Genomic DNA, 24,875 nt, shown 5'->3' on the forward strand with positions numbered 1-24,875 from the left:
TTCTCATCAGTACTCAGCTTTATAATACCAGGTTTCTCCTACCATTTATAGCACTACGTGTATGTTCATCCGGTCTATTGGCATTGGTACCGCTTTTCTTTCACTTCCACTTCTGGGGGTAGCGCAAGCTACTGAACCCCCAACACCCCGATTTTATGTGGGTGTTTCAGCTTACACCAACTGGTACCAGCGCGCCAGCCGTGGGTTAGATAACAGCAAGTGGCCCCCAGTACAGCTCACCCTCGGCTACCAACTTCGTCCTCGTTTGGGGGTACAGGTAAGTACGTCCTATACCAGCAGCACGCATTCCTACGTAGGCATGCTTAGCGAATTAAGCTATGCTCCGGGCGCCGAATATGCCTCTGACCGCCGCAACACGTCGTTGAATATCTCGGTGCTCGGGCGTTATACTCTTACGCGCGACCTAAGCCACCGCTTCCAGGTAGATGCGTTGGGCGGGTTTACCCTAGACCATAATACCTATCACCAGAAGGGCTATGTTCCTAACTTCAACCGGCCGGGTGAAACCGCCTTCTTTGAGCGAAACGGCCAAGCCAACCATTTTGGTCTTAGTTTAGGTCCTAGTGTCCGTTACCGCCTTTTCTCTGGCCTAGAGGCGGTGGGCGAGGGAACCCTCAACCTGGGCTTACAATCCCCGAACGTACTCACCACGTCTGGCTCTATTGGACTGCGCTACCGGTTTGGCCATTAACAGGGGCTAGCGGTGCAGTAGGTATTGCAGCAAGCTTCCTATTGCACCGCTAACCCCACACTTTGGTGCCTTCGGTGCAGTTGCGGCACATCTCAATCTGGTCGCGGCCTTTGAGCAGGGAGGCGCGGAACTGGCGGTACTTGGTGCCGTGCCAGAGCTGGCGGAAGGTTTGCTGCTTCAGGTCACCTAGGCGGTACTCGGCGTCTTTGTCAAAGCAGCAGGGCACCACCAGTCCGTCCCAGGTTATCACGCAGGAGTGCCACATTTTCCAGCAGTGATTTACCAGCTTGTTCTTGATGCTCCAGGTGCCGTTCTGGTTGTTCTCGTAGCGCGAGTAGTAGTCGATGGTCGGGATAAGCGGGGAGCCGTGCTGGTAATCGTAGATCTGAGCGGTCTTGAACCACACATCATCTACGCCCAATTCCTTGGCCAGCTGCTTGGCCTCGGCCATCTGATGCTCGTTGGGGCGAACAACCAGAAACTGAAACACCACCCGCGGCTTCTGCGACTTCAGCTCCCGACGCCACTTAATCAGATTTTTGGTGCCCTCCAGCACTTTATCCAGCTTGCCGCCCACGCGGTACTGCTGGTACACCTCCTGCGTAGTGCCATCCAAGGAAATGATCAGCCGATCAAGGCCGCTTTCCACGGTGCGGCGGGCATTGGTATCGTTGAGGTAGTGCGCGTTGGTGCTGGTAGCCGTGTAAATGCCCTTACCTGCCGCGTACTTCACTAGGTCCAGGAAATTAGGGTGCAGATATGGCTCGCCCTGAAAATAGAAAATCAGGTACCACAGCCGGGAGGCAACCTCATCAATGGTCTTACGAAATAGCTCATCAGGCAGCATACCCGTGGGCCGAGTGAAGGAACGCAGGCCACTAGGGCACTCCGGGCACCGAAGGTTACAGCTGGTAGTAGGCTCGAAGGACAGCGCTACGGGCAGCCCCCAGTGCCGAGCCTTGCCCGTTAGCTTGCTTAGCACGTAGCCGCCCACTACTTGCGCCCCATTCCAGACGCGGGTGGGGGTAGCTTTTGAAAAGAAGTTAAGTCCGTCGGTGAGTAAGGAAGCCATGCTGGTGGTAAAGGTACGGTGCCGGGGCTTGTCTGGTCAGGCCGTAAGCGTACTTCGCTCAACCCTCGGGTATCACCAGCTTCGTAACAAACAAAAACGCCTGCTGCCGCGTGGCAATAGGCGTTTTTGGTCTAATAAAAATGGAGAGCGGTTTACTTACTGTCTACGGGTAGCGTGCTGCTGTAGGTGTTGGCCTTCCCAAAAGACTCTTTAATTTCATCTACAGCGGCCCGGCTGCTGAGGCGCTTAGGCTTGGTGTTGAGGAAGGTACCATCTTCAGCGAGCAAGAAATAGCTAGGTACATCCTGTACGGCATACGCTTTGGCCATGGCTGAGCGCAGGCCGCCGGCTGAGCGCACGTGTACGCCGGGTAGCTTCTTGCTGATAACCAACTGCTTCCAGGCCCCTTCGTTCTCATCAAGAGCAACGTTCAGGAATACAATGTTTTTGCCGTCGAACTTCTTGGCTAGGTCCGCCGCATATGGCAAGTCGCGCAGGGCCAGGCCGCTGGTAGTGCGCCAGAAGTTGATATAGATGAGCTTACCCGCAAACTGCTTAAGCGTAACGGAGTCGCCGGTGGCCGATACCAAAGTGAAGTCGGGTGCCGGCGAGCCGATGGCAAATGCCTTATGCGTCTCAAAATCCTGGAGTAGCAGCGGGTAATACCTATTCTTGGCGTCTACGGAGCGGTAGTCTGCCAGCATAGCTGCTGACTGCTTCACATGCCCAAACCGAAACGACTCCTTGAGCACACGCCCCATGATGATGGGCTGCACGAGGCCGCTTAATTGTTTTTTGGCCAAATCATAGCACACCTGATAAAAATCGGGGTCGGTGCGCTGCTTGCCGTTGGTGATGGCCAGCGAGTGGATGTAGTTCAGCAAAAACTCCTGGTACTGCTCACTCTGAACCGCCGCCGGATTGTTGATCAGGGCTTTATCGTTCAGGAAGTCATAGTACGTAGGCGACATTTTCAGGCGGCTCTCCGTTGCCACTACCTGCTCGCGCAAGTCCTGAAAGGTGAGCCGGTCGTTGGCGTAGCTATACTCAATTTCTGCCTTTACATATTGCTGAAAGGCCGGGCTCAGGCCTTCCATGCTCGCTTCCATAAACTTTACCTCCTCTTTGCGGCGGTAGTCTAGGAAAGAAAGAAAGCCGGGTTCATAGAGCATGATGTTATCAGGAAGTACCTGAAAACCATCATTTTCCACAAACTTGTCGTCCATTTCGCTGAGGAACGTATTTGCCTCGGCCCCACGTCCTTTGTAGCGAACGGTGCCAGCCAAATCAGTAGCCTTGAAGCGGACTTCCATCTGGTTGCCGGGTTCCAGGTACATGTCTACCACGTCGTCGCCGTACACAAGGTCGGCGCGGGTGGGGCCTTGTACCGTTAGGGCCAACCGGAACTCACCTTTAGAGTCCAAGCGGGCGTAGGTAATCTGCTCTTTTACATCCAGCGGATTTTCGCGGACGGACACGGCAACCGAGTCAGCAGTACGGCCACTGACCTTACCGGTCAGGACCACGGTGCCCTGGGCGCGGCCCAGCAAAGGGGCGGCCAGCAGCCCCGCCCATAGCAAGGCGGCAGTGAAGGTAGATCTATTGGCCATTGAAGGAGCTACGTCAGAACCAGAACCCCAAATCTGACAGAAACATGTCAGGATCAGGCAACCGGAGTAAGGTGTTTCGCGGTAAAAGTCAATTCTTCTACCGAAGATACGGTGGAAAGGTTGAGAAAGTCCAATCCGATATATTACTTTTTTCGTAACCTGACCCGCAAACCCAAAGTTTTGAACACTTAGGAAAGCCCAGCCAAGAAGCTACATAAATTGTAGATTTCCTGGCTGGGCTTCAGTATGAGCAAGTTAGCGGTTTTACTGCTCCCATGACCTAGTGTTTTAGCCAAATAAACCCGTTAGTACCTCATCTAGCCGGCCGGCCGGGTGTACCCGAATGCCATAGCGCGCGAGGTCGAGGCCTTTGGCATTAAATTGAGAAATGTACATTTCGGCGAAGCCCAGCTTTTCTGATTCTCCCAGGCGCTGATCAAGCCGGCTTACGGCTCTGATTTCTCCGCTCAAGCCAACCTCGGCGGCCAGGCATATTTCGCCCCGAATCGGGATGTCATTTAGGGAACTTACCACGGCGGCGCACACGGCTAAATCCAATGCGGGGTCTTCGAGGCGTAAGCCACCGGCGATGTTCAGGAACACATCATGCTGGCCTAAGCGCAAACCGCTTCGCTTCTCCAATACAGCTAGGAGCATTTGTAACCGCTTGCTATCGAAGCCGGTAGAGGAGCGCTGCGGAGTACCGTATGTAGCCGGCGTTACCAGGGCCTGTACCTCCACCAGCAGGGGGCGGTTGCCTTCCAGGGTGGCGCCAATAGCAATGCCGCTCAGCTGCTCAGTGCGCTGACTCAACAGAATTTCAGAGGGGTTGCTTACCTGCCGTAGCCCCGAGCCCTGCATCTCATAAATCCCTAGCTCCGAAGTGGAGCCAAACCGGTTTTTGATGGTGCGCAAAATGCGGTAGGTCAGGTGACGGTCGCCTTCAAACTGCAGCACGGTATCTACCATGTGTTCCAGAATTTTGGGGCCAGCAATGGAGCCGTCTTTGGTGATGTGGCCGATGAGCAGCACGGGCACGCCCGTATCTTTGGCGTACTTAAGCAACTCTGTGGTGCACTCGCGCACCTGGCTTACAGAGCCCGGGCCCGCCTCAACAATAGTGCTGTGCAGCGTCTGGATGGAGTCAACAACTACCACGTTGGGCTGGAGCTGATCAATCTGGCGGAAGATGTTCTGGGTATTGGTTTCGGTGAGGATGTAGAGACCGGGGTGCTGCTGGCCCAGGCGCTCGGCCCGCATCTTGATCTGCTGCTCACTTTCCTCGCCCGAAACGTAAAGAATACGCAGATTGCGCAACTGCATGGCAATCTGGAGCATAAGCGTGCTTTTGCCAATGCCCGGCTCGCCGCCAATCAGCACCAAGGAGCCTGGCACCAAACCACCACCTAGCACGCGGTTCAGCTCCGCATCGTGGGTATTCAGCCGCGACTCCTCTTCGTACACAATATCACCGAGCGACTTCGGCTTGGCTGCTTTAGAGGTGGTACCCACCGCCGTAGATGCCTTCCAGGCATTGGCCGCCGTGTTGGTGTCGGTTTTCTCAATTACCTCTTCTACGTAGGTGTTCCACTCGCCACAGCTAGGGCAGCGGCCAATCCATTTAGCCGACTGTGCGCCGCAATTCTGACAAAAAAACAGGGTTTTAACTTTGGCCATGCCGCTTGATTGAGATGCAAAAGGGGAAACTAAAGAATGCAGCCGGGAGCTAAAAAGTTTGGCAAGAAACGTCTTTTTACCCGCCCGCGCTGCTTTTTGATATTCGTAAGAAAAGAAGGCTTAAGCTATTGGTAACAGACTGGCATCCGCTGTGAAAAGGGGCCGCTTCAGGCCGCGTCGCTTCCGCAACGCCCTGCACGGTGCACCGGAAAAGACTAGGTCGTGTGGTAGGGCAAAGCCTACGAAACTCAACCAATTCAAAGTAACTTATACCTTCAACCGTCTGCCGAAGGCATGTGCTGGCTATAGAGGCGAGCCGTGGAAAGAAGTAGTCCTTACCTACCGTTAGTTGCTTTGCCATGACCACCGCTGCTATTGCTGCCGAAGAGCTTACCCGAATCACGATTTTTAATGATTTGCCCCCTGCTACCCTGCACTGGTTGGCCAGCCATGGCGAGCGACGAAACTTTGCGCCCAACGAAACCATCCTGAGTGCCGGCGACGAAGCCCAATACATGGTGGCGGTGCTCAAAGGCGGCCTACAGTTTTATGCTGTGCGCAATGGAAACCGGGAGCCCGCCTTCCGGATTGATGCTGGCCAGATTAGTGGCGTGCTACCGTATTCGCGGTTGCGCGTGATTAGCGGGCACGGAGTGGCCGTTGGCGAAACCGAGGTGTTTGTGCTCCACCGTGCCCTGTTTCCGGAGCTGGAACAGGAAAGTCCTGAGCTGGTGCAGCGGCTAGTGGGCCTGATGAGCGACCGGGCCCGGCTGGAGGCGCGCCACCAAGAGCGCGACGAAAAGCTACGGGCGTTGGGCAAACTATCAGCGGGGCTGGCGCACGAGCTAAATAATCCGGCCGCGGCCATTATGCGAGCCACCGAAACGCTCACGTCTCTGCTGCAAGCCAAGCCGGCGCTGCTGCTGGAGTTTGTGCGCTATTGTCCGGCCCCCGAAACCCTATCGGCCCTGGCTGCCTTGGCTGCTGCACCCGTAACGGCTGCCCCGCCCGCTAGTTCACCGCTGGCTCGCGCTGATGCCGAGGATGAACTCTCGGACTGGCTGGAAACGCAGGGCGTGCCCGATGGCTACCAACTGGCCGCGGGCCTATTGGATGCGGGCCTGACGCTGGAAGCATTACAGCCGGTAGTTGCCGACTTACCCGAGCCCGCCCGCCCCGCCGCCCTCAGTTGGCTGGAAGGCCAGCTTACTACCCGCCGGCTGGTGCTAGATGTGCAAGAAGCCGGAACGCGCATTACTACCCTAGTGGCCAACGTGAAGACGTACAGCCACATGGACCGGGGTAGCAACTTCGAGCCCTTGGATGTGCACACCGGCCTCGACAGCACCGTGAACATGATGAGCTACTGCATGCGCGAAGAGAAAGTGCAGCTCATCCGCGACTATGCACCCACCTTACCCCTAGTAAAAGGCCAGGTCAGCAGCCTCAACCAAGTCTGGACCAACCTACTGGATAACGCTATTGATGTGCTGCCGCCGGGTGGGAAAATCATTCTGCGTACCCGGCAGGAAGGCGAATTTGTGCGCGTGTTTGTGATTGATAATGGACCCGGTATACCGGCCGACGTGCTGCCTCATATTATGGAGCCCTTCTTCACGACTAAGCCTGCCGGAGAGGGAACCGGATTAGGGCTCGATATTGCCATGCGAATTATAGAACAGCACGGCGGCCGGCTGGAGGTGCAGTCGGAGCCCGGCCATACGGAATTTGGTGTGTGGTTGCCGGCACTTTAGCACCTAGCGGTCCTGCGCTCATCTTATCTATCGTATTTCTGCCTTCCCTCACTTGCCTCTGATTACTATGAAAAAGCCTGTTATTCTCTGCATTGACGACGATCCGCAGGTTCTGACGGCCATTGATCGGGATTTACGCCAGGAGTTCCGACGCGACTACCGGGTACTGCGCGCCAGCTCGGGTCGCGAAGCACTGGCTACCATTCAGGAGCTGAAAGATCGGGAAGAGCCACTGGCGCTGATTTTGGCCGATCAGCGCATGCCCGATATAGAAGGTGTAGAGGTGCTTACGCAGGCACGCCAGCTGTACCCCGATGCTAAGCGCGTGCTGCTCACGGCCTACGCCGATACCGAGGCGGCCATCCGGGCTATCAACTCGGCCCGCCTCGACCACTACCTCATGAAGCCTTGGGACCCGCCCCAGCAACTGCTCTATCCTACGTTGCACGACCTGCTGCGGGCCTGGGAAGTCGGCTACAAGCCGCCGTTCAATGGCGTTCGGCTGATTGGCTTTCAATGGTCGCCCCGCTCCCACGACCTCAAAGATTTTTTGGCGGGCTATATGGTGGGCTACCAGTGGCTCGACTATGAAACTGACGCTGAGGCCCAGGCTTTACTAGCCCAGAAGGGGCTCTCAACCCACGACTTGCCCGTGGTGGTGCTGGAAGATGGCACGGCGCTGGCCAACCCCTCGGCCACGGAGGTGGCCACGCGTATCGGCCTAACGGTGCAGGCCTCGCAGGAACTGTATGATGTAGTCGTGATTGGGGCGGGCCCGGCAGGCTTGGCCGCCGGCGTGTACGGCGCTTCGGAGGGGCTCCGGACTCTAGTGATTGAGCGGCAGGCGCCGGGTGGGCAGGCGGGCACCAGTTCCCGTATTGAAAACTACCTAGGCTTCCCGACGGGGCTCAGTGGTACGGAGCTGGCTCACCGCGCCTGGACCCAGGCCGTGCGCCTTGGCGCTGAAATACTAGCCCCTCAGGAAGTAACCGAAATGTGCGTGCAGGATGGCTATAAGGTGCTCACCCTCAGCGACGGAAATAAAGTCCGGACCCGGGCCGTGATACTAACCACCGGCGTTAGCTACCGCACTTTGGCGGCTCCTGGCATGGACCGCCTGAGCGGAGCGGGTGTGTATTACGGGGCTGCCCGCACTGAAGCGCGTTCCTGCGAGGAGCAGGATGTGTACATCGTAGGCGGCGGCAACTCGGCGGGGCAAGCGGCCATGTATCTGGCAACGTATGCCCGACGGGTGTTCATCGTGATTCGGGGCGAAAGCCTGGCCGCGTCCATGTCGAGCTACCTGATTGAGCAGATTGGCCAGACGCCGAACATTGAGTTGCTGCCGTTTACAGAGGTAGCGGAAGTGTGCGGCGGCGACCACCTAGAAGAAGTGATGTTGAAACGCGAAGGCCAGCTGGAGCGCCGACCCGCGCGAGCCCTCTTTGTATTCATTGGAGCAAAGCCCAGCACCGAATGGGTGTGCAATACCATCGTGTGCGACAGCAAAGGATTCTTGCTGACGGGCCGTGACCTGGTAACGGATCCGCGCTACGCGGCCTCCTGGAAACACCCCCGTCGGGAGCCGTATCTGCTCGAAACGTGCGTGCCGGGAGTGTTTGCCGCCGGCGACAGCCGGGCCGGAGCTATGGCCCGGGTGGCCTCGGCCGTTGGAGAGGGAAGTATGGCCATCAAATTCGTGCATCAGTACCTCGATGAGTAGGCGCCGATGGGGTAGCGGGCAAGACTTTCAACTTTTTTTATGGAAACTCAACCGTATGGCTGGGCCTGCCTGCTTCTCAATTTTGGGCCTTAGTAGGTAATAGTGCGGGTTACAATTGGAAACGCGAGGTTCCTAATCAGGCGTAGCAGGTCTTTCCATGCGGTTTTGACGAAAACCATCCGTTCGGTTTGGAGGTATATAGCGTTGTGGCTATTCACAAGGATAGCCGTTTGCTGTTGTTTTTCGTGCCGAGGCGTATGCGCTCATTTTTCCAAAACCTTCCTTCTCTTACTTTCCTGCCCGTAGCCGCCACACTTTTGCTGGGCAGCTGCGAGATGCTGGAATTTAGCCCCAGTGACCACCGCTCACCTCATCATAAGCAGGACCTGACTGCTAAGCATCTGGCGCGCTTGGCTCAAACTCCTTTGCCTGCCGGCGATACGCTGCGCTTTGTGTTCACCGGCGACTCGCAGCGCTTCTATGATGAGGCAGAGGATCTGGTGAAAAGTGTGAATCAGCAGCCCGGCGTGCAGTTTATGCTGGTGGCCGGCGATATTTCCGACTTCGGCCTGGCCCGCGAAATGCACTGGGTAGATGACCACTTGCAGAACCTGAAAGTGCCGTACCTCACCGTTATCGGTAACCACGACCAGGTGGGCAACGGCCGTGAAGCCTACCAGAAAATATTCGGGCCGCTGAATTACTCCTTTACCTACGGCGACACCAAGTTTATCATGACCGATACCAACGGCCGTGAGTACAACTTTAATGGCCGCATTCCGGACATGAACTGGGTAAACCAGGAGCTGCAGGATAAGTCGACGAGCCGCCAGATTATCGTCTCGCATGTGCCCCCGCAGGATGTTGATTTTGACCCGGCCGTGCGCGATGCGTATGTAACGGCCCTGCGGGAAGCGCCTCGGTTGGCGTTCGAAATGAATGGCCACCGCCACTCCTTCAGCATTGGCGAGGCCTTCGGTGATGGAGTGACCTATATCAATTCTTCGGCCTTTGACACGCGCCAGTACCTAGTGGTAACGGTGTGGGGCGACAAGCAGTTTCGGCTGAAAACAGTAACGTTCTAATGGTACCGCGCATTCTATTGGCGGCCCTGGCCGCCACGCCGCTCGCCGCTGCTGCCGGGCCCGCTTCTATTTCCCCTGACTCCCTAGGTAGCACTTCAGCTTCAACTGTTGTGCAGGTGCCTTCTGACAGTACGCACCCGTGGTATCGCCCGCGGCATTTTGTGGCGCAAACTGGCGGTGGGCTGGGCATGGTGACGGTGGGCGCGGGCTATTCCTTCTGGCAGGAGCGCACCGACCTGGATGTGCTGCTGGGCTATGTGCCTAAAAAATACGCTGGCTCCGCCCTTACCGTGATTTCGGCCAAGTTTACGTACTCGCCCTGGCATGTGCCGGTAGGGAAGAAGTGGGCCATAAAACCGCTTTCTGTGGGGGCCTACGTCAGCTACACCAGCGGCATTGCCAACAAGGAAAAGCCGGGCCAATACCCTAAAGGCTACTACTGGTTTTCTACCGATACGCGTTTTGGGCCTTTGCTGGGTAGCCGCCTGAGCTACGCGCTGGCGCCCACGGCATCAGGGCGGCCCCGTAACCTCTCGGCATATTATGAGCTAGGCTCCAATGATTTGTACGTTATCAGCTACGTGCAGAATCCGAAGGGCCTGTCGCCAGCCGATATTCTGACCCTGAGCTTGGGCGTAAAACTTGATTTCTAGCGCGCTACCCTTTCTTGGTATCGCCCAGCCTGTTGTTCAGGAGCCAGAAGCACTAGGCCGGCAACGTGGCTGAACCGTCGGTTTGGAAGAGGTGAAGGGCTAGTAAAGCCGGCCCAACATGAAGCACCGCTCCTGCTCAGCATTTACTAGGTCCTAGCCGGGCGCAAACCCGAACAACACAGCGGTTCTGCTCAGCGGCTCGCCGTGCGCTAGGCGGCGCTTATTCGTTTACGCTCACATGCTCCAGGTACGTGGTGCGGGCTGCGCGCAGCAACTGCAGTAGTTCCGTGCGTTGCTGGATCAGGCGTTCGGCCACGGGCCGCTCCGTCCGGAACAGGCGGAGCACCCGGAGCTTGCGCAGGCGTCCGGCCAGGTTTCCCCAGTAGCTCAGGGCATAGAACCCCGACAGCGGCAGACTAATGAAATACAGTATCGTCCAGAGCCAGCTGTGGGTAAGGGAATGTACCAATGCCGTTTGGGCCAGATAAAACAGTGTGAACGTGAGCATGCCCGTCACTAGCATGATGGGGGCTATAAACACCACATCAGTGGTAGCGCGCTTGGCCGTAAGCGAGGGAATGATATACGGCAGATAGTTATTGACCACGCCATACAGGTACAGCGGCGCCCCCAGCAGCAGCCGAATGCCTGCCCCAATGGCGCGGCTGGTGCGGCTGCTGCCATCATCCGTGCGGGTTTCCAGGGCCTCATCCGTCAGGCGCAGGCGGGTGAGCTCCTGATGATAGGCATGCATTTTTTGCTGTAACTCGGCGAGGCGGCCAGCATCGTGGTTTTCAAAAAACCGGACGGCTTTTAGCAAGGTCCGGCTCAGCTGGAAGTTGTCGTAGAGCGTGTCTTCGTCGTCCTGAATCAGGTGCTGGCCGAAGGTGCGCTCCACTTGGGTCACGAGCTCATCTTCCTCATCCGTGCGCGTAATCACCAGACAGGCTTCCATGCGTCGCCGGATTTCCTCCGTGAGCACATCGGCCGCGGCATCGGGGTCTTGGTGGTACTGATCGGCGTAATCGGCTACCCTAATCGGCTCGGCTAGGTCCACAAACACATCAGACCGGAACCGCTGAGGATCGAAGTAATTTATGCCCATGGGCAGGATATGCACGCCCAGTGTAAAGTTGTGCCGGGCTTCGGCACCTAGCGCAATGCGCGCCGCACCGGTTTTCAGGGGCCGCAGCCGCCGCTCGGCCACGCTGGTGCCTTCCGGAAAAATCATGATGGTGCCGCCCTTATCAAAGTAATCGTAGCAGCGCCCAAAGGCTTTTTCATTCTGGGCCTCAAGCTGGGCCGGCGTCAGATTTTCAGCTCCGGTATCCAGGTCCTGCCGGCGGTAAATCGGGATAGAGTTGCCCGACTCCATAATGGCTCGCACAATCGGGTTCTTGAAGAAGGTGCTTTTGGCCAGAAATGCGATGGGCTGCCGCCGGTTAATGGCCGCTACCAGCGGGTCCATCAGGGTGTTGGGGTGGTTACTGGCGATGAGCAAGGGGCCGCGCATTTGAAGGCGCTTGGGGTGGCGCACCTCCAGCTGCCGAAAAAACACACGTAGGGCCACCTGCACCAGGGGCTTCATCACTGTATAGAAAAGCATAGCCGCAAGAAAGGCAGATTTTGGTGGGATTGGATAGGCAAGTGAGCCGCAAGTTGTCGAGCTTACGAGTGTTGCCGTAACATCGGACGGAGCACCGCGGGCCGAGTGAGCGGCATCCGCGCAATTTCCAGCATCTTTGAGGTACGTTTTGACTTGCCTATTATGCGTCTGTTGCTTGTATTTCTGGGGGTAGTGTTGGCCCCACTGGTGAGCTTAGCCCAAACGACGGCCGCCGCTGAGGCCGCTGCCCAGGCCACGGGCCTGCGCCGGGCCAACCAGCTGGTGCTGGAGCGGCGCTACGAATCGGCGTGGAAACTGCTCAAGTTTCTGGATCAGATGAACGTGGAGCCCGCCGTCGCGCTCAAGAAAACGGAGGTGGCCCTGAACTACCATATCGGCACCGAGGGCCTGACGTATTTCGCCTTCCGCGACCTGTCGTTGCTGGCGCCTTCCATCGACAGCCTGCGCCAGTTGGGCAAAGATTCAGTGCGCTATACCTTTCCGGTGCGCCGCGTGCTGGAAACGCTGAAACAGAAGTACCCCGATAACTACAAGCTCGACCGCGCCCTCGGCGACTACTACTTTGCCGTGCAGCAGTGCGATTGTGCCGAGCCAGACTTAGGCGAGGACGAGGTATTTCAGCGCACCGTTCAGCATTACCAGCAAGCCCACGAGCACGGCCAAGGCGACTACCTCTCGTATTTCGCTTTGGGCTATGCCTATCAGCGCCTAGGCCAGTTTAAAGAAAGCTTGGCTCCGTTTGAGCGCTCCATTCAGCTGCGCAAAAACTACCCTACTTCGCACCTGAACCTGGCCTTCGTGTACTTGGAGCTCAAGGAGTTCGAAAAAGCCCAAACCCATGCCCGTCGTGCCGTAGAGCTCTACGACGATAAGCACCACAAAGACGATGCAGCCTTCCTACTCAGCGAAATTGAGGCGCGCCTAAAATCTGCCACGGCCCCTAAAGCCCAATAAGAAAGGAGCGCGAACCGCACGGTTCGCGCTCCTGGTATTTTACAGTGTGGTACCTGCTTTAAACGTGCCGTCGTTCACAGATTTTAGGAACTTGGTGAGGCCGCGGAAGTAGGTTTGCTGGTCGTCCCACATACTCATGTGGCTGCCTTGGGGGCAGAGCAAGTAGTTGCCCTGCTTCACCTTATGGCTCATTTCTTCCATGTCTTTGGGGTTCATGGTGTCGTACTGGCCGCCAATCATGAGGGTGGGCACCGTGATTTTATCGAGGTCGTTCCACCGGTCCCAGGTGAGCAGGCGGCCAGCGGTTTTAAACTCGTTCGGCCCCTGCATTAGCTCATATACGTGCTGATTGACGTGCTTGAACGAGCGCGCCACTGGGTCGGGCATCTCGGCCATACGCAGCAGGTGCTGGGAGTAGTAGTTCTTGAACACTAGGTCCTCATACGTGGGATTGTGGTAGTCTTTCTTCACCTCAAACTTCTCCAGGGAGTCCAGCAGACTAGGCCGCAACTGGGCTCGAAGTGTCTTATTGTAAGCATCATAGCGCGGAATGCTGGCCACCATGTTCGAGATGACGAGGCCCGCCAGGTGGTCTTGGTGCTTGAGGGCGTACTCCAGGGCCAGGATGCCGCCCCAGGAGTGGCCTAGCACATAAAACTTATCAATGCCCAAGGCCTGGCGTACTTGCTCCACCTCATCTACGAAGCGCTCCGTGCGCCACAGGTCGTCATCCTGAGGCTGATCGGAGTAGTAGGAGCCGAGCTGGTCGTACTCATAGAACTGGATGCCTTCCTGCGGAAAAAAGCTCTCGAAGCACTCCATGTACTCATGGGTCATGGCTGGGCCGCCGTGCAGAAGCAGCACCTTAATCTTGCCCGTCCCAAACCGCTTCGTCCAGACGTTGAACGTGCCCTTGGGTGTCTTAATCGGAATCAGCTGTACTCCTCCACTCCGAACACCCGTTTCAAACGGCTGCAAATAGCCCGTCGTGACGGTATTGGGCGACTTATCGGAAGGAGCCGACGGGGCGTCGGGCTTCTGCTGGCAGCCGGTGATGGTGAGAGCAGCGGCTATGGCTAGGCCAGTAAGGCGGGTGAGGAGAGGTGCGGTCATGAGGTGGGGTCGGTTAGTTCTTCAATAGTAGAAAGAACTGACCGAAAGCCCACTAGGCCTATCGGTGTTTGTAGGTTAGCAAACCTATAGCCCTTAAAAGCAGACCGTCATGCTGAGCTTGTCGAAGCATCTCTACCGGAGCTAATCAAAAGAGTTAGCATTGCGGTAGAGATGCTTCGACAAGCTCAGAATGACGGTCGTGTGTAAGCCACATCAACCACTCTAAGTGGCCTAGCCTACGGAACCCTACAAATTCTCGCGGTTCATGACGCGGTTCTGGCGGTTAATAGACTCCAAGTGAACGGCGTCGAAGTACTTCAGGATGAAGTCTTTGGTGAGGCCGAGCTGGTTGCCTTTCTGTACGCCGCGCTCCAGAATTTCATTCCAGCGGTTGGTTTGCAGAATGGTAATGTCGTTCTCCTTTTTGTAGGTACCGATGTTCTCGGCTACCTGCATGCGGCGGCCCAGTAGGTGCAGAATCTCGTCGTCGAGCTGGTTGATTTGCTCGCGCAGCGTGGTGAGCACCGTGATGAACTCCTGCTGGTCGGTAGTTTCGTGGCGCCAGATGAGGCCATCCAGAAGCTCAGCGAGACGCTCGGGCGTTACCTGCTGCTTGGCGTCGCTCCAGGCGTTGTCGGGGTCAATGTGTGATTCCAGCATCAGGCCATCGAAGTCCAGGTCAATGGATTTCTGCGCGATGCCCGCTAGGCCAGTCCGGTTGCCGCAGATGTGGCTTGGGTCACAGATGATGGGCATGTCGGGCAGGCGACGCTTCATCTCGATGGGCAGGTGCCACATCGGGGCGTTGCGGAATTCGGTGTTACCATAGCTCGAGAAACCGCGGTGAATAAGGCCAATGTTCTTGACGCCAGCCTTCGCCAGGCGCTCCACGGCGCCCATCCACAGGTCCAGGTCGGGGTGCACGGGGTTCTTGATGAACACGGGCACATCGGTGTTGCGCAGGGCATCGGCCACGGCCTGCACCGAGAAGGGGTTTACGGTGGTGCGGGCCCCAATCCAGAGCACATCTACCTCGAAGGCCAGCGCATCTTCCACGTGTTTGGGTGTGGCCACTTCCACGGTAGTTGGTAGGCCAGTCAGCTGCTTGGCCTTCTGCAGCCACGGCAAGCCTTTGGTGCCCACACCTTCAAATAGGCCAGGCTTGGTGCGAGGCTTCCAGATACCGGCGCGCAGCATATCAACCTTGCCGGTTGCGGCCAGACGGGTGCAGGTTTCAATGAGCTGCTCCTCCGTCTCGGCCGAGCAGGGGCCAGAGATGATCAGGGGCTTTTTGGCCAAGAAGGTCTTGTGTTCGGCCTGGTCGGCGGGGGAGGTGATGAGCTGTTCCATTATAGGTAGTTGAGTTTTTCAGTTGGAGTGGCCTAGGGAGGCCGGGGAGTACTTTTTATTTTAGGCTCCCCTCTCAGATGAGGAGGGGCTGGGGGTGGTTGATGTGGCCTAGCACGGGTTTTAGAATTAGAGCTAGTTAACGTTCAACGATTGTCAACCACCCCCAACCCCTCCTCATCTGAGGAGGGGAGCTAGCATCTAGCTCTGTTATTTCAAAATCTTCTTGATCAGGTTGGCTTGCTCGATTTGTTGATAAACAGCCGAGTAGTCTTCCTGATTCAGCAGCTCGCGCAGGTGTTGGAGCTGGTGGATATGCTCGTCTAGCACATCCAGCACATTCACGCGGTTTTGGCGGAAAATGGGCACCCACATATCGGGCGAGCTTTTAGCAAGGCGTACCGTCGACTCAAATCCACCACTTGCCAATGCAAATATCTGCTGTTCTTCTTTCTCTTTCTCTAACACGGTGAGGGCCAAGGCAAAAGAAGTGATGTGCGAGATGTGCGAGATGTAGGCCGTGTGCAAATCGTGGGCCGTGGCATCCATGTAGACTAAGCGCATGGCTAGGCGGCCAAATACTGCTTCTACCCGTGCTACGGCATCTTCGGCGCTACGGGCTGCATCACAAATCACGAGGGTTTTGTCGCGAAACAAGCCGGGAATGGCGGCCGAGGGGCCCGAATATTCAGTGCCTGCCATGGGATGTACCGCCACGAAACGGGCGCGGTTGGGGTGGTCTTCTACGGCGGCCAGCAATGTTGCCTTGGTGGAGCCGACATCAATGACTACCTGGCGTTCAGTAGCGGCATCCAGCACCTGGGGCAGCACATGCAGCATGGCATCCATCGGCACGGCCACTACTACCAGATCGGCGCGGCCAACCGCTGCTGCCAGGTCGGCTTCTATTTCATCAACCAGGCCTAGCGCTACGGCTTGCTTCTGGTTTTCAAGGCTTTGATCTACACCAATGATATGATGCGCTAGGCCAGTCTCTTTGAGGCTAAGGGCGAGTGAGCCGCCTATCAGGCCAATTCCTATTATCGTGACTACCATTGGTGAAATGGTGAGGGGGTGAAGTAGTGTGTTTGCTGTGCTTGAGTGGAGCGAAGGACCTGCGAACATCAGGCATGCTCCCCGACGATACCGTTGCAGCGGGAGCAGGCCCTCCGTTCCTCTCAAACTGATGCGGAAGGGCTGAGCTGCTGGGCTTGCTTGATGCGGCCCAGCGCCGCCTGCAGCACCTCTTTGGTCTGGCACAGGCTCACCCGAATGAAGTTGTTGCCGTTGCTCCCGAAGATGCCGCCGGGCGTGATGAACACATTCGCATTGTAGAGCAGCTCGTCGCTGAGGGCGTACCCGTCGGCGTAGCCCGCCGGAATAGGAGCCCATACGAACAGGCCTACCTGGTTGCGGTCGTAGCGGCAGCCGATGGTATCGAGCAGTTCGAACACTAGCTCGCGGCGGGCGCGGTAGTGGGCGTTCAGCTCGGCGTACCAGGTTTCATCGAGGTTCAGGGCTTCCACGGCGGCCAGTTGCACGGGCAGAAACATGCCGGAGTCGAGGTTGCTTTTGAAGCGCAACACTTCCTGCAGTAGATCGGCGCGGCCTGCCAACAGGCCTACACGCCATCCCGCCATGTTGTGCGACTTGCTCAGGGAGTTCAGCTCCAGTACTACTTCCCGCGCGCCCGGCACCGCCAACAGACTCTGGGGCTCCTCCGTGTTCAGGATAAAGCTGTACGGGTTATCGTGCACCAGCAGGATGTTATGCGCTGTGGCAAAGGCTACTAGCTTGGTGAAGAACGCGGCATCGGCGGCGGTGCCGGTGGGCATGTGCGGGTAGTTTACCCACATCAGCTTCACCCGGCTCAGGTCGCGCTGGGCCAGGGCATCGAGGTCGGGGAGCCAGTTGTTCTCGGCTTTCAGGTCGTAGTCGAGGGGCGTGGCGCCGCTCAGGTGCGCGGCAGCGCGGTAGGCCGGGTAGCCGGGGTTCGGAATCAGCACCTCATCACCCGCCTCCAAAAACGTCATGCTCACATGAATGATGCCCTCCTTGGAGCCCAGCAGCGGCAAAATCTCCGACTCCGGGTCCAGCGCAACGCCGTACTGGCGCTGGTACCAGCCCGCCATGGCCTGGCGCAGCGCCGGTACGCCTTTGTAGCTCTGGTAGGCGTGGGTGTTGGGCAGCTCGGCGGCGCGCGTCAGGGCAGCCACCACGTTGGGGTGCGGCGGCATATCGGGAGAGCCGATGCCCAGGTTGATGATCTGCTTGCCGGCTTTATTCAGGCCATCAATCTCACGCAGCTTCTGCGAGAAGTAGTATTCCTGGGTGTGCTGAAGGCGGCTGGCTACGGGGACTTGCATGAGGTAGGCGTTTATCTGTTATCCTAGGTGAGGCGAGGAATGACAGCTCTGATGAGTGTTTTTTAGTGCGTGGTGCCCTTGTGGTACACTCCTAGCACTTCCAGTTTCTCCGTCACGGGGGCAATGTCGCGCAGGGCAGCTTGCAGCTGCTCGGGCTGGTCGAATTCCAGGTCGGCGTGGAAGTAGTATTGCCAGGTGCTGCCCGGTTTGGGGCACGACTGCAGCTTGGAAAGGTTGATGCCCAGATCGGCAATGCGCACCAGCACCCTCGCCAGGCTGCCCTGAGCATGTGAGGTGTGGAAATACAGCGAGGCTTTGTTAGGCTGCTCTACTTTCAGAGTGTTTTCAGGGCGGGCTACTACCAGAAAACGGGTGTAGTTTTTCTTCTCGGCGTGAATGTCTTCGGCCAGAATTTCCAGATCATATAGCTCGGCGGCTAACTTACCAGCCACTGCCGCCACACCTGAGCGCTGCTGCTCCCGTACGCGTTGGGCGCTCAGGGCGGTATCCTCTGTTTCTACTAACTGCCAATGGTGGTAATCGTTCAGAAAATCAGCGCATTGCAGTAGGGCCATGGGGTGGGAGTGCACCTCCTTGATATCGGAAAGCTGCTGACCGGGCAGCGCCATCAGGTGCTGGCGGATGCGCAGGTACACTTCGCCCATCACCCGCAGGCCCGACTTGCGCAGCAGCGTGTAGTTGGGCAAAATGCTACCGGCAATGGAGTTCTCAATGGCCATTAGCCCAGCTCCCGTGCTGCCAGTGGCTACCTGGCGCACTACCTCGCTAAATGTGGCGCAAGGCGCAGTCAGCGTTTCGGGGCCGAAGTAGTGGCGGGCGGCTATCTGGTGGAAACTACCGTCAAAGCCTTGGATGGCAACAGTGGGGAGCATGGTACTGGTGATGAAATGGCAATAAAAAAGGCCTCCGGGGTGCGGGGCCTTGGGTTTTGCTGTGGTGCTGCTCTTGTGTCAGTTTCGGCAAATCGGGCCCCGCTTCTTTGTAAAAAAGAAGTAGTAATAGCCGTAATAAAAGAAGTGCTGAGCAGACATGTGGGGTACTGTGTGAGCGTAAAAAAAGCGCCTCCCGAGGTTGTCGAGAGGCGCTGAAGTTTTTCGGTTGGGAAAGCTACAGAGGGGCCGCTCGACTACGCGTTGGCGTAGTAGAAATAGGAGCTAAAATAGAAGCGGCCGGTGGGCTGGAGCATGAGTATCAGGTGCTTTGACGGTGGCAAGGTGGGGCCCGACAGCGGTAAATCCAAATTAAATTTTAGAAATAAAAGCGAACAAACGTTCGGTAGAAGCGGCAAACACATCAGGAATGTTCCGCCTCTATGCGTGTTGTGCTGCCACCTGCAAGGCACGAATCTTCCCTGGGTTTGACTCCGATGTAGACCTAGTCTTTTTCCGCAGATTGTCTTCCATTCAGTGGGAACAACCGACCTGGCTTGCAGTTACGGCTGAGCTATAGGTGCCTCTAGCAGCTTGGAAACCTAGAAAATGTGAGCCGACAGAAAGTTGGCACGGTTTTGTAATACTATCTCTCCGAAGCCGGCAGCCACCCGCTGCGCACCCTTGGTAGCCGGCCCTTTCCTTCCAACTTTTCTTGCTATGAATACGAAGCGACTTTTCGGCCGCCTGGCCGCTGCTACCCTATTGATTTCGGCTTTTGCTACTGCTTCTGAGGCCCAGGTTCAGACGCACCGCGTACCTGCTTATACCGGCAAAGCACAGGCTCGCACGGTTCCTTCCTACTCCTCTTCGTCGGCCACGGATGGCGTGAAGTTTGGTGTTCGGGCCGGTGTGAACGTGTCGGACTGGTCGGGTGATGCGGTAAGCAGCGTGATGGACCTGGCCGAGTACACCAGCGGCGCCGTGACCAAGGAAATGAAGCCGGGTGTCTATGCCGGTCTGTACGCCACCTTGCCGCTGGGCCCGCGCTTTGCCATTGAGCCCGGCATTGGCTACTCCGAGAAAGGTACGGCTTTGGTGGGCCGAATTCCGCTGGAACAGTTTGATTTCCTGAACGCGAAAGTAACGGCCACGGCCCGCATGGCTTACCTCGATATTCCGTTGCTGGCTAAGGCGTACCTCACGGATGGCTTGTATATCTATGCCGGCCCGCAGGCGTCGGTGCTGCTTTCGGGTAAGGCCCGCGTGAAGGCCAGCGCCCTCGGGTTCTCGGCTTTCAATACTGACTTCGATGTGAAAGACCAGTTCCGCCCCGTTGACTTCAGCGTGGTAGGTGGCCTAGGCTATCAGTTTCAGGGCGGTTTTGGCCTGAGCGCGGGCTATGATTACGGCTTGTCATCGCTCGATAAAAACAACAATTTTGATGCGCAAAACCGCGTCATTAAGGCATCCCTGAATTACTCGTTCTAAACTCTCTCTCCGCGTACCTTTTCCCTGCACAAAGGCCCCACCGAACTTCGGCGGGGCCTTTTTTGGCACGAGCAATAGTACAACTACGTATTCATCACATAGGATACATAAGAAGCCGAAGTCGACCCAACGGTCTTGGCGGGCGGCGCGGCTGCAACCAGCGCCCCCAGACCCGCTAGTGAGTGAAGCATGGGCCGACTTCGGTGTTCGTAATGGCGTTAGCTCGCCCGTTAGGAGCGCTAGGGCAGAACCCAGCTGAAGACAAGAGTAGTATGGCGTTGAATAGGTTGCATTTATTTGAAAATCTGATGGTTACTAGTTGGCTTTAATGCCGGGCCTAGCAAACGTCCTGGCTTTAGCGGACGCCCACTTCCCGGGGGCTGGGCCGCAACCCTTCTGCTAGCTTAATAAGGCGCACCAACTCGGCGCGGTACCCATCGGGGTCGAAGCGCTTGGCACCCTTGGCGAGGCTAGCAGTAGATTCCCAGGTAGCTGCGCCACGGTAGTCACTCTGGCGCAGCAGCATACCAAACTGTGCGACGGCCGCGGCAAAGCGCAGGTTTTCACTAGCCTCCGCCAAGGGCCGAACCGACCCGGTAAGTGGTTGCTCTAGTAGCTTACTAGCAGTGCCCTGGGGCTGCTTGTAGCGCAGCTTTACGGTCAGCAATTCCGCTGAAGCTGGCGCCGGCGCTGGGGTAGGGGCCGATTGGTATTTTAGGGCATCGACGGAAGTGCGGGCGCCCACGGGCACTACCTCATACAAGGCCGTAACAGTGTGTCCCGAGCCAAGTTCACCGGCATCTTTGCGGTCGTTATTAAAATCTTCAGCGGCCAGCAGACGGTTTTCGTAACCCACTAGGCGGTATTCGCGCACTCGAGCGGGGTTAAACTCCACTTGCAGCTTTACATCTTTGGCAATGGTGAAGAGGGTGCCCCCAAACTGCTGCACCAGCACCCGGCGGGCTTCATCAAGGTTATCGAGGTAGGCGTAGTTGCCATTGCCTTGGTCAGCGAGTAGCTCCATCTTCTTGTCTTGGTAGTTGCCTTGCCCTACGCCCAGCACCGTTAGGAACACGCCGGATTCGCGCTCCTGCTTAATAAGACGCTCCATGGCTTGGTCGCTTTGCTCGCCCACATTGAAGTCGCCGTCGGTGCAGAGAATCACGCGGTTGTTGCCTTCCTTATTGGAGTTCTCTCGCGCTACCTTATACGCTAGGCGTAACCCAGCCCCACCGGCCGTAGAGCCGCCGGCTTCCAGGTTATCAATGGCTTCCAGAATAGTGGCGCGTTGGGAGCCGGCAGTGGGCGGCAGCACCGTGCCCGCGGCCCCGGCATATACCACCAACGCTACCTTATCCTGAGGGCGCAACTCTTTGGTGAGCAGCCGCAGCGCCTGCTGAATCAGGCCCAGGCGGTCTTCGCCTTCCATGGAGCCCGATACATCAACCAGGAAAACCAAGTTGGCTGGTGGCAGCTTCTCAGTTGCTATTTTACGGCCCTGCAGGGCTATTTGTACTAAGTGATGCTCGGGGTTCCAGGGGCACACTGCTTGCTCCGTAATAACGCGAAAGGGCTCCGAGGATGAAGACTCGGGCTGGGGGTAGTCGTATTGAAAATAGTTGATGAGCTCCTCCGTGCGCACCGCGTCGATAGGCGGCAGTTGGCCTTGCTGCAAGAAGCGGCGCACGTTGCTGTAGCTGGCCGCATCCACATCAATACTGAAGGTGCTCAAGGGTTCTTTGGTAGCACTCCGGAAGCCATTTTCAGCAATGGTGGCGTACGATTCCCCGGCGCCCGGTTCAGCGGGTTGCGAGGGGTAGGGTAAGCCATACTTGGCATCTGTCCGCTTGCCTTTTCGGGCCATCGAGCTGTTTCCCCGAACCCGTACACTAATTCCCGCCGTCCGGCCCGCTAAACCATAGCCTGTAACCACCACTTCATTTAACGACTGCGAATCTGCTGCCAGTGCGACGTCAATGGTTTTCTGCCCGCTGAGCTTTATTTCCTGCTGAACAAACCCAATGGCACTGAAGATGATTACTTTTTTACGGCTCGGGACCTGTAGTGTATAGGTGCCATCGTGGTTCGTGCTTACCCCGATGGTGGAGTCTTTCACAAGTACCGTCACGCCGGGCAAGCCCTGGCCCGTGCTCCGGTCTGTAACTTTGCCGCTGACAGTATAGGTGGCAGCTGGCGTGGAGGTAGCTACCCGCGGTTGGGTTTGGGCTACCATGGATGCGGAAGGCAACAGCGCTACCGCCAGCGCGAAATAGAAAATACGCTTCATGAGAGAAAGAATAGAGGTGAATGGATAAAAGACAGCGGGTAATTCTGGCGGGATGAGGACCAATTTGAGCAGGCATGCGCCCTAGTAGTAGCCTGCACAAGTGGGCATATGATAGGGTAGTTTGTGCCGGCAAGGCACCTAGCAGGAAGGCACTTGGCAAGCCAGCAGGAGGTAGCAAGGCAGCATAACCGGAGGCATTTGGGGAGGTGCTTGCTTGTTAGATGCCGCCGCCTCGCAGATTCCACAGGGCCACTGGAAATATTTTTGCAACTCTTTTGCCAGCCGCATTGCTGTGCTAGTAGAAAGCAGGTCGATGCGGTTTCCGCCCGAAACCGTAGCTTTCGGCTCTGCCTGTCGTTGTTATGTTCTTTCGTCGCTCCCACCGTGCTGTGCCAGTTGCCGTGCTCCCCGATGGGGAACTGCTCCGGCGCTACCATGCCCACGGCGACGTGCACGACCTCGGCACTCTCTACGACCGGCATATGGTGCAAGTACTAGCCATTTGTAGGCGCTACCTCCACGATGAGGAAGAAGCCAAAGACGCCGTGATGCAGCTCTTTGAGCAGCTAGTCAGTAAGTTGCGTCAACATGAGGTGGAGAACTTTGCTCCCTGGCTGCATGCCACGGCCCGCAACCACTGCCTCATGGCCTTGCGGGCCCGACAACGAGCCGGCCCGGCGGCGGGTGGGGCGCTGGTGGTGCATTTTCCTGATGCTGCCGGTATGGAATCGGCCGCGGCCCGGCATCTACTAGCTGATGACCCCGATGAAGCCGACCTGCACGAACAGCACCTGCAACAACTGGAGCACGCACTGGCCGAGCTGCCTCCTGGCCAACGACGATGTCTGGAGCTGTTTTACCTCGAAAAGAAATGCTACCGCGACATTGCCGACCTCACGGGTTTCGACCTGAACGCGGTAAAAAGTCACCTTCAAAACGGTAAGCGCAACCTGCGCCGCCACCTCGAATCAACTGCTGCTTCCAATGCCTCTCCCTAACTCCTCTTCTGAACCCACTGCTTCCGCGAGCCGGCACCTGCCGGTGGAAGTACTGCGTCGGTACGTGGCCGGGACGCTGGAACCAGCTGAGCAGCACCGTGTGGAAGCTCACACCCTCGACTGTGAACAGTGCGCTGATGTACTAGCTGGCCTGGAGCTGCAACCCGCCGCCGTTACCGATGCCAGCCTCCTAGACTTGCGCCAGCGCTTGGGTAGCCGCGTGGCCGAGCTGGCCGAAGAAGCAAAGCCCGTAGCGGCCGGACTAGCGTGGCGGAAGCTGGCCGCTGCGGCCGTGTTGCTGCTAACTCTGGGAGCGGTAGCCTGGTTTACGCTGCACCGTACTGCCTATACCGGCAACGAGGCCCTGGCCACTCGCACCATAACAGTAAAAACCGCCCCGCCCCCAGCCGCTCCCCACACGCTGCCCCTGGACACGACCCTGCTAGCGACTTCGGCATCGACTACCCCTGACCTGGCCCTGAACACACCTCCGGCTACTAGGTCAGCACCCTTAGCAAACCGCGCACGGCGCGCACCCTCAAAACCGGTCCGGGTATTCGCTGATAAAGAGGTGAGCAGGCCGGCAGTTGTCGCGTTAGCCACGCTAGCTGGCAACCAGTCGGCTGCCGATGCTTCCGAGGCCCAGGACTCTGGGCGTACAGCGTCCTCAAACGCCGCCATGGTAGCGGCGGCTCCTTCCCAGCCAGCAGCCCCTAGCACCGCCGAGGAAGCTTCTAAAGTCATGGCGCGTTCGGCTAGGTCGAAGGCCAGTGCAAAGTCCTCGCCGTCAGTGGTTTCATCTGCGGAGGCTACGCGCACCGTGCGCGGCCGTATTACCGATCAGGCGTCGGGTACGGGGTTGCCGGGCGTGACGGTGCTAGTCCCGGGCACGCAGCAAGGTGTTTCGACGGCGCAGGATGGTTCGTTTACGCTCACCGTGCCCGCCGCTACTGATAAACTCCTATTCAGCTCCATTGGCTACACCACCAAAACGCAGGCCCTGCGCCCCACAGACTCCACGCTGGCCCTTGCCCTGGCACCCGACTCAAAGGCCCTGAGTGAGGTAGTGGTGGTGCGGCGCGATGCCCCGCCCATGCCGGCGCCGGTGGGTGCTATGCCGGCCGGGGGCTATGCTGGCCTGAAAAAGTACCTGCGCGACAGCCTAGACTACCCCGAAAAAGCCCTCGAAGCCCGCCAGGAAGGCAATGTAAAGCTGCACTTTGTGGTGGGGGTAGATGGCAAACTCAGCGACATCAAGGTGGTGAAAAAGCTCTCCGAGGAGTGTGATGCCGAAGCCATTCGGCTGTTGCAGGAAGGCCCGGCCTGGTTCCCAGCCATCCAGAACGGCCGCCGCACGGCCCGCACTGTCGAGATTACGGTGCCATTCAAACTGGAGGATCGGTAGTGCAAGAGGATGTAACTGTCGCTCCTCGCCTAGTTACTACCCCTCACAACACAACAAACCCCTGCTGCCAACGCTGGTACCAGGGGTTTGTTGGTTTTTCTGGTCTAATGG

At 57.5% G+C, this 24,875-nt stretch carries 19 protein-coding genes; 9 read left to right on the forward strand and 10 right to left on the reverse strand.

What is annotated here, in order from left to right; translation table 11 throughout:
• The first annotated feature begins 61 nt into the window (after window positions 1-61).
• Window positions 62-712, forward strand: coding sequence for an outer membrane beta-barrel protein (locus ACYVGU_RS14090; RefSeq protein WP_460622596.1), 651 nt, complete (start codon window positions 62-64; stop codon window positions 710-712).
• 49 nt (window positions 713-761) lie between these two features.
• Here ACYVGU_RS14090 and ACYVGU_RS14095 read toward each other — a convergent pair whose 3' ends face one another.
• From ACYVGU_RS14095 to radA, 3 genes are all read right to left on the reverse strand, one after another.
• Complete coding sequence (locus tag ACYVGU_RS14095; protein WP_460622597.1) at window positions 762-1,784, reverse strand: SPASM domain-containing protein; 1,023 nt, start codon at window positions 1,782-1,784, stop codon at window positions 762-764.
• A 152-nt stretch (window positions 1,785-1,936) separates the two neighbouring features.
• Entirely contained in the window at window positions 1,937-3,394 is a 1,458-nt protein-coding gene (locus ACYVGU_RS14100; RefSeq protein ID WP_460613257.1) for a TlpA family protein disulfide reductase, read from the reverse strand.
• A 288-nt stretch (window positions 3,395-3,682) separates the two neighbouring features.
• A complete protein-coding gene (gene radA, locus ACYVGU_RS14105; protein WP_460613258.1) occupies window positions 3,683-5,071 on the reverse strand; it encodes a DNA repair protein RadA in 1,389 nt (462 codons plus the stop codon).
• A 359-nt stretch (window positions 5,072-5,430) separates the two neighbouring features.
• On the opposite strand from radA, the gene ACYVGU_RS14110 reads away from it, so the two are divergent.
• The 4 genes from ACYVGU_RS14110 to ACYVGU_RS14125 all read left to right on the forward strand — a co-directional run bounded on the left by ACYVGU_RS14110 (window position 5,431) and on the right by ACYVGU_RS14125 (window position 10,286).
• On the forward strand, window positions 5,431-6,825 hold the full coding sequence (locus ACYVGU_RS14110) for a sensor histidine kinase (protein ID WP_460622598.1): 1,395 nt from the start codon (window positions 5,431-5,433) through the stop codon (window positions 6,823-6,825).
• Window positions 6,826-6,892: 67 nt separating this feature from the next.
• Window positions 6,893-8,548, forward strand: a complete 1,656-nt coding sequence (locus tag ACYVGU_RS14115; RefSeq protein WP_460622599.1) for an FAD-dependent oxidoreductase — start codon at window positions 6,893-6,895, stop codon at window positions 8,546-8,548.
• A gap of 257 nt (window positions 8,549-8,805) precedes the next feature.
• A complete protein-coding gene (locus ACYVGU_RS14120) occupies window positions 8,806-9,633 on the forward strand; it encodes a metallophosphoesterase family protein (protein ID WP_460622600.1) in 828 nt (275 codons plus the stop codon).
• Entirely contained in the window at window positions 9,633-10,286 is a 654-nt protein-coding gene (locus ACYVGU_RS14125) for a hypothetical protein (RefSeq protein ID WP_460622601.1), read from the forward strand. The genes ACYVGU_RS14120 and ACYVGU_RS14125 overlap by 1 nt, the downstream gene beginning before the upstream one ends.
• A 220-nt stretch (window positions 10,287-10,506) precedes the next feature.
• Here ACYVGU_RS14125 and ACYVGU_RS14130 read toward each other — a convergent pair whose 3' ends face one another.
• Window positions 10,507-11,892 carry a lysophospholipid acyltransferase family protein gene (locus tag ACYVGU_RS14130; RefSeq protein ID WP_460622602.1) on the reverse strand — a complete coding sequence of 462 codons (1,386 nt, stop codon included), beginning with the start codon at window positions 11,890-11,892 and terminating at the stop codon, window positions 10,507-10,509.
• Window positions 11,893-12,054: 162 nt separating this feature from the next.
• Here ACYVGU_RS14130 and ACYVGU_RS14135 point away from each other — a divergent pair, with 162 nt between their 5' ends.
• Complete coding sequence (locus ACYVGU_RS14135) at window positions 12,055-12,867, forward strand: tetratricopeptide repeat protein (RefSeq protein WP_460622603.1); 813 nt, start codon at window positions 12,055-12,057, stop codon at window positions 12,865-12,867.
• 39 nt (window positions 12,868-12,906) lie between these two features.
• Here the strand turns inward: ACYVGU_RS14135 and ACYVGU_RS14140 are convergent, their stop codons facing one another.
• The 5 genes from ACYVGU_RS14140 to ACYVGU_RS14160 form a co-directional block, all read right to left on the reverse strand.
• Entirely contained in the window at window positions 12,907-13,980 is a 1,074-nt protein-coding gene (locus ACYVGU_RS14140; protein ID WP_460622604.1) for an alpha/beta hydrolase family protein, read from the reverse strand.
• Between the two features lie 246 nt (window positions 13,981-14,226).
• A complete protein-coding gene (locus ACYVGU_RS14145) occupies window positions 14,227-15,330 on the reverse strand; it encodes a chorismate mutase (RefSeq protein ID WP_460613266.1) in 1,104 nt (367 codons plus the stop codon).
• Window positions 15,331-15,537: 207 nt separating this feature from the next.
• Window positions 15,538-16,383: a Rossmann-fold NAD(P)-binding domain-containing protein gene (locus tag ACYVGU_RS14150; RefSeq protein WP_460622605.1), complete on the reverse strand. Its 846-nt coding sequence runs from the start codon at window positions 16,381-16,383 to the stop codon at window positions 15,538-15,540.
• Window positions 16,384-16,505: 122 nt separating this feature from the next.
• Entirely contained in the window at window positions 16,506-17,693 is a 1,188-nt protein-coding gene (locus ACYVGU_RS14155; RefSeq protein WP_460622606.1) for a pyridoxal phosphate-dependent aminotransferase, read from the reverse strand.
• A gap of 62 nt (window positions 17,694-17,755) precedes the next feature.
• On the reverse strand, window positions 17,756-18,586 hold the full coding sequence (locus ACYVGU_RS14160; RefSeq protein WP_460622607.1) for a prephenate dehydratase: 831 nt from the start codon (window positions 18,584-18,586) through the stop codon (window positions 17,756-17,758).
• A gap of 717 nt (window positions 18,587-19,303) precedes the next feature.
• Between ACYVGU_RS14160 and ACYVGU_RS14165 the strand changes: the two genes are divergently transcribed.
• The gene (locus ACYVGU_RS14165; protein ID WP_460622608.1) at window positions 19,304-20,074 is read left to right on the forward strand and encodes a porin family protein; all 771 of its coding nucleotides are present in this window, start codon (window positions 19,304-19,306) and stop codon (window positions 20,072-20,074) included.
• 355 nt (window positions 20,075-20,429) lie between these two features.
• Here ACYVGU_RS14165 and ACYVGU_RS14170 read toward each other — a convergent pair whose 3' ends face one another.
• On the reverse strand, window positions 20,430-22,361 hold the full coding sequence (locus ACYVGU_RS14170; protein WP_460622609.1) for a vWA domain-containing protein: 1,932 nt from the start codon (window positions 22,359-22,361) through the stop codon (window positions 20,430-20,432).
• Between the two features lie 362 nt (window positions 22,362-22,723).
• Here ACYVGU_RS14170 and ACYVGU_RS14175 point away from each other — a divergent pair, with 362 nt between their 5' ends.
• Together ACYVGU_RS14175 and ACYVGU_RS14180 are read left to right on the forward strand one after the other, a co-directional pair.
• Window positions 22,724-23,359, forward strand: coding sequence for an RNA polymerase sigma factor (locus tag ACYVGU_RS14175; protein ID WP_460622610.1), 636 nt, complete (start codon window positions 22,724-22,726; stop codon window positions 23,357-23,359).
• Window positions 23,346-24,764: a TonB family protein gene (locus tag ACYVGU_RS14180; RefSeq protein WP_460622611.1), complete on the forward strand. Its 1,419-nt coding sequence runs from the start codon at window positions 23,346-23,348 to the stop codon at window positions 24,762-24,764. The genes ACYVGU_RS14175 and ACYVGU_RS14180 overlap by 14 nt, the downstream gene beginning before the upstream one ends.
• The last annotated feature ends 111 nt before the right edge of the window (window positions 24,765-24,875 follow it).

The organism is Hymenobacter tenuis (genome assembly GCF_054780495.1).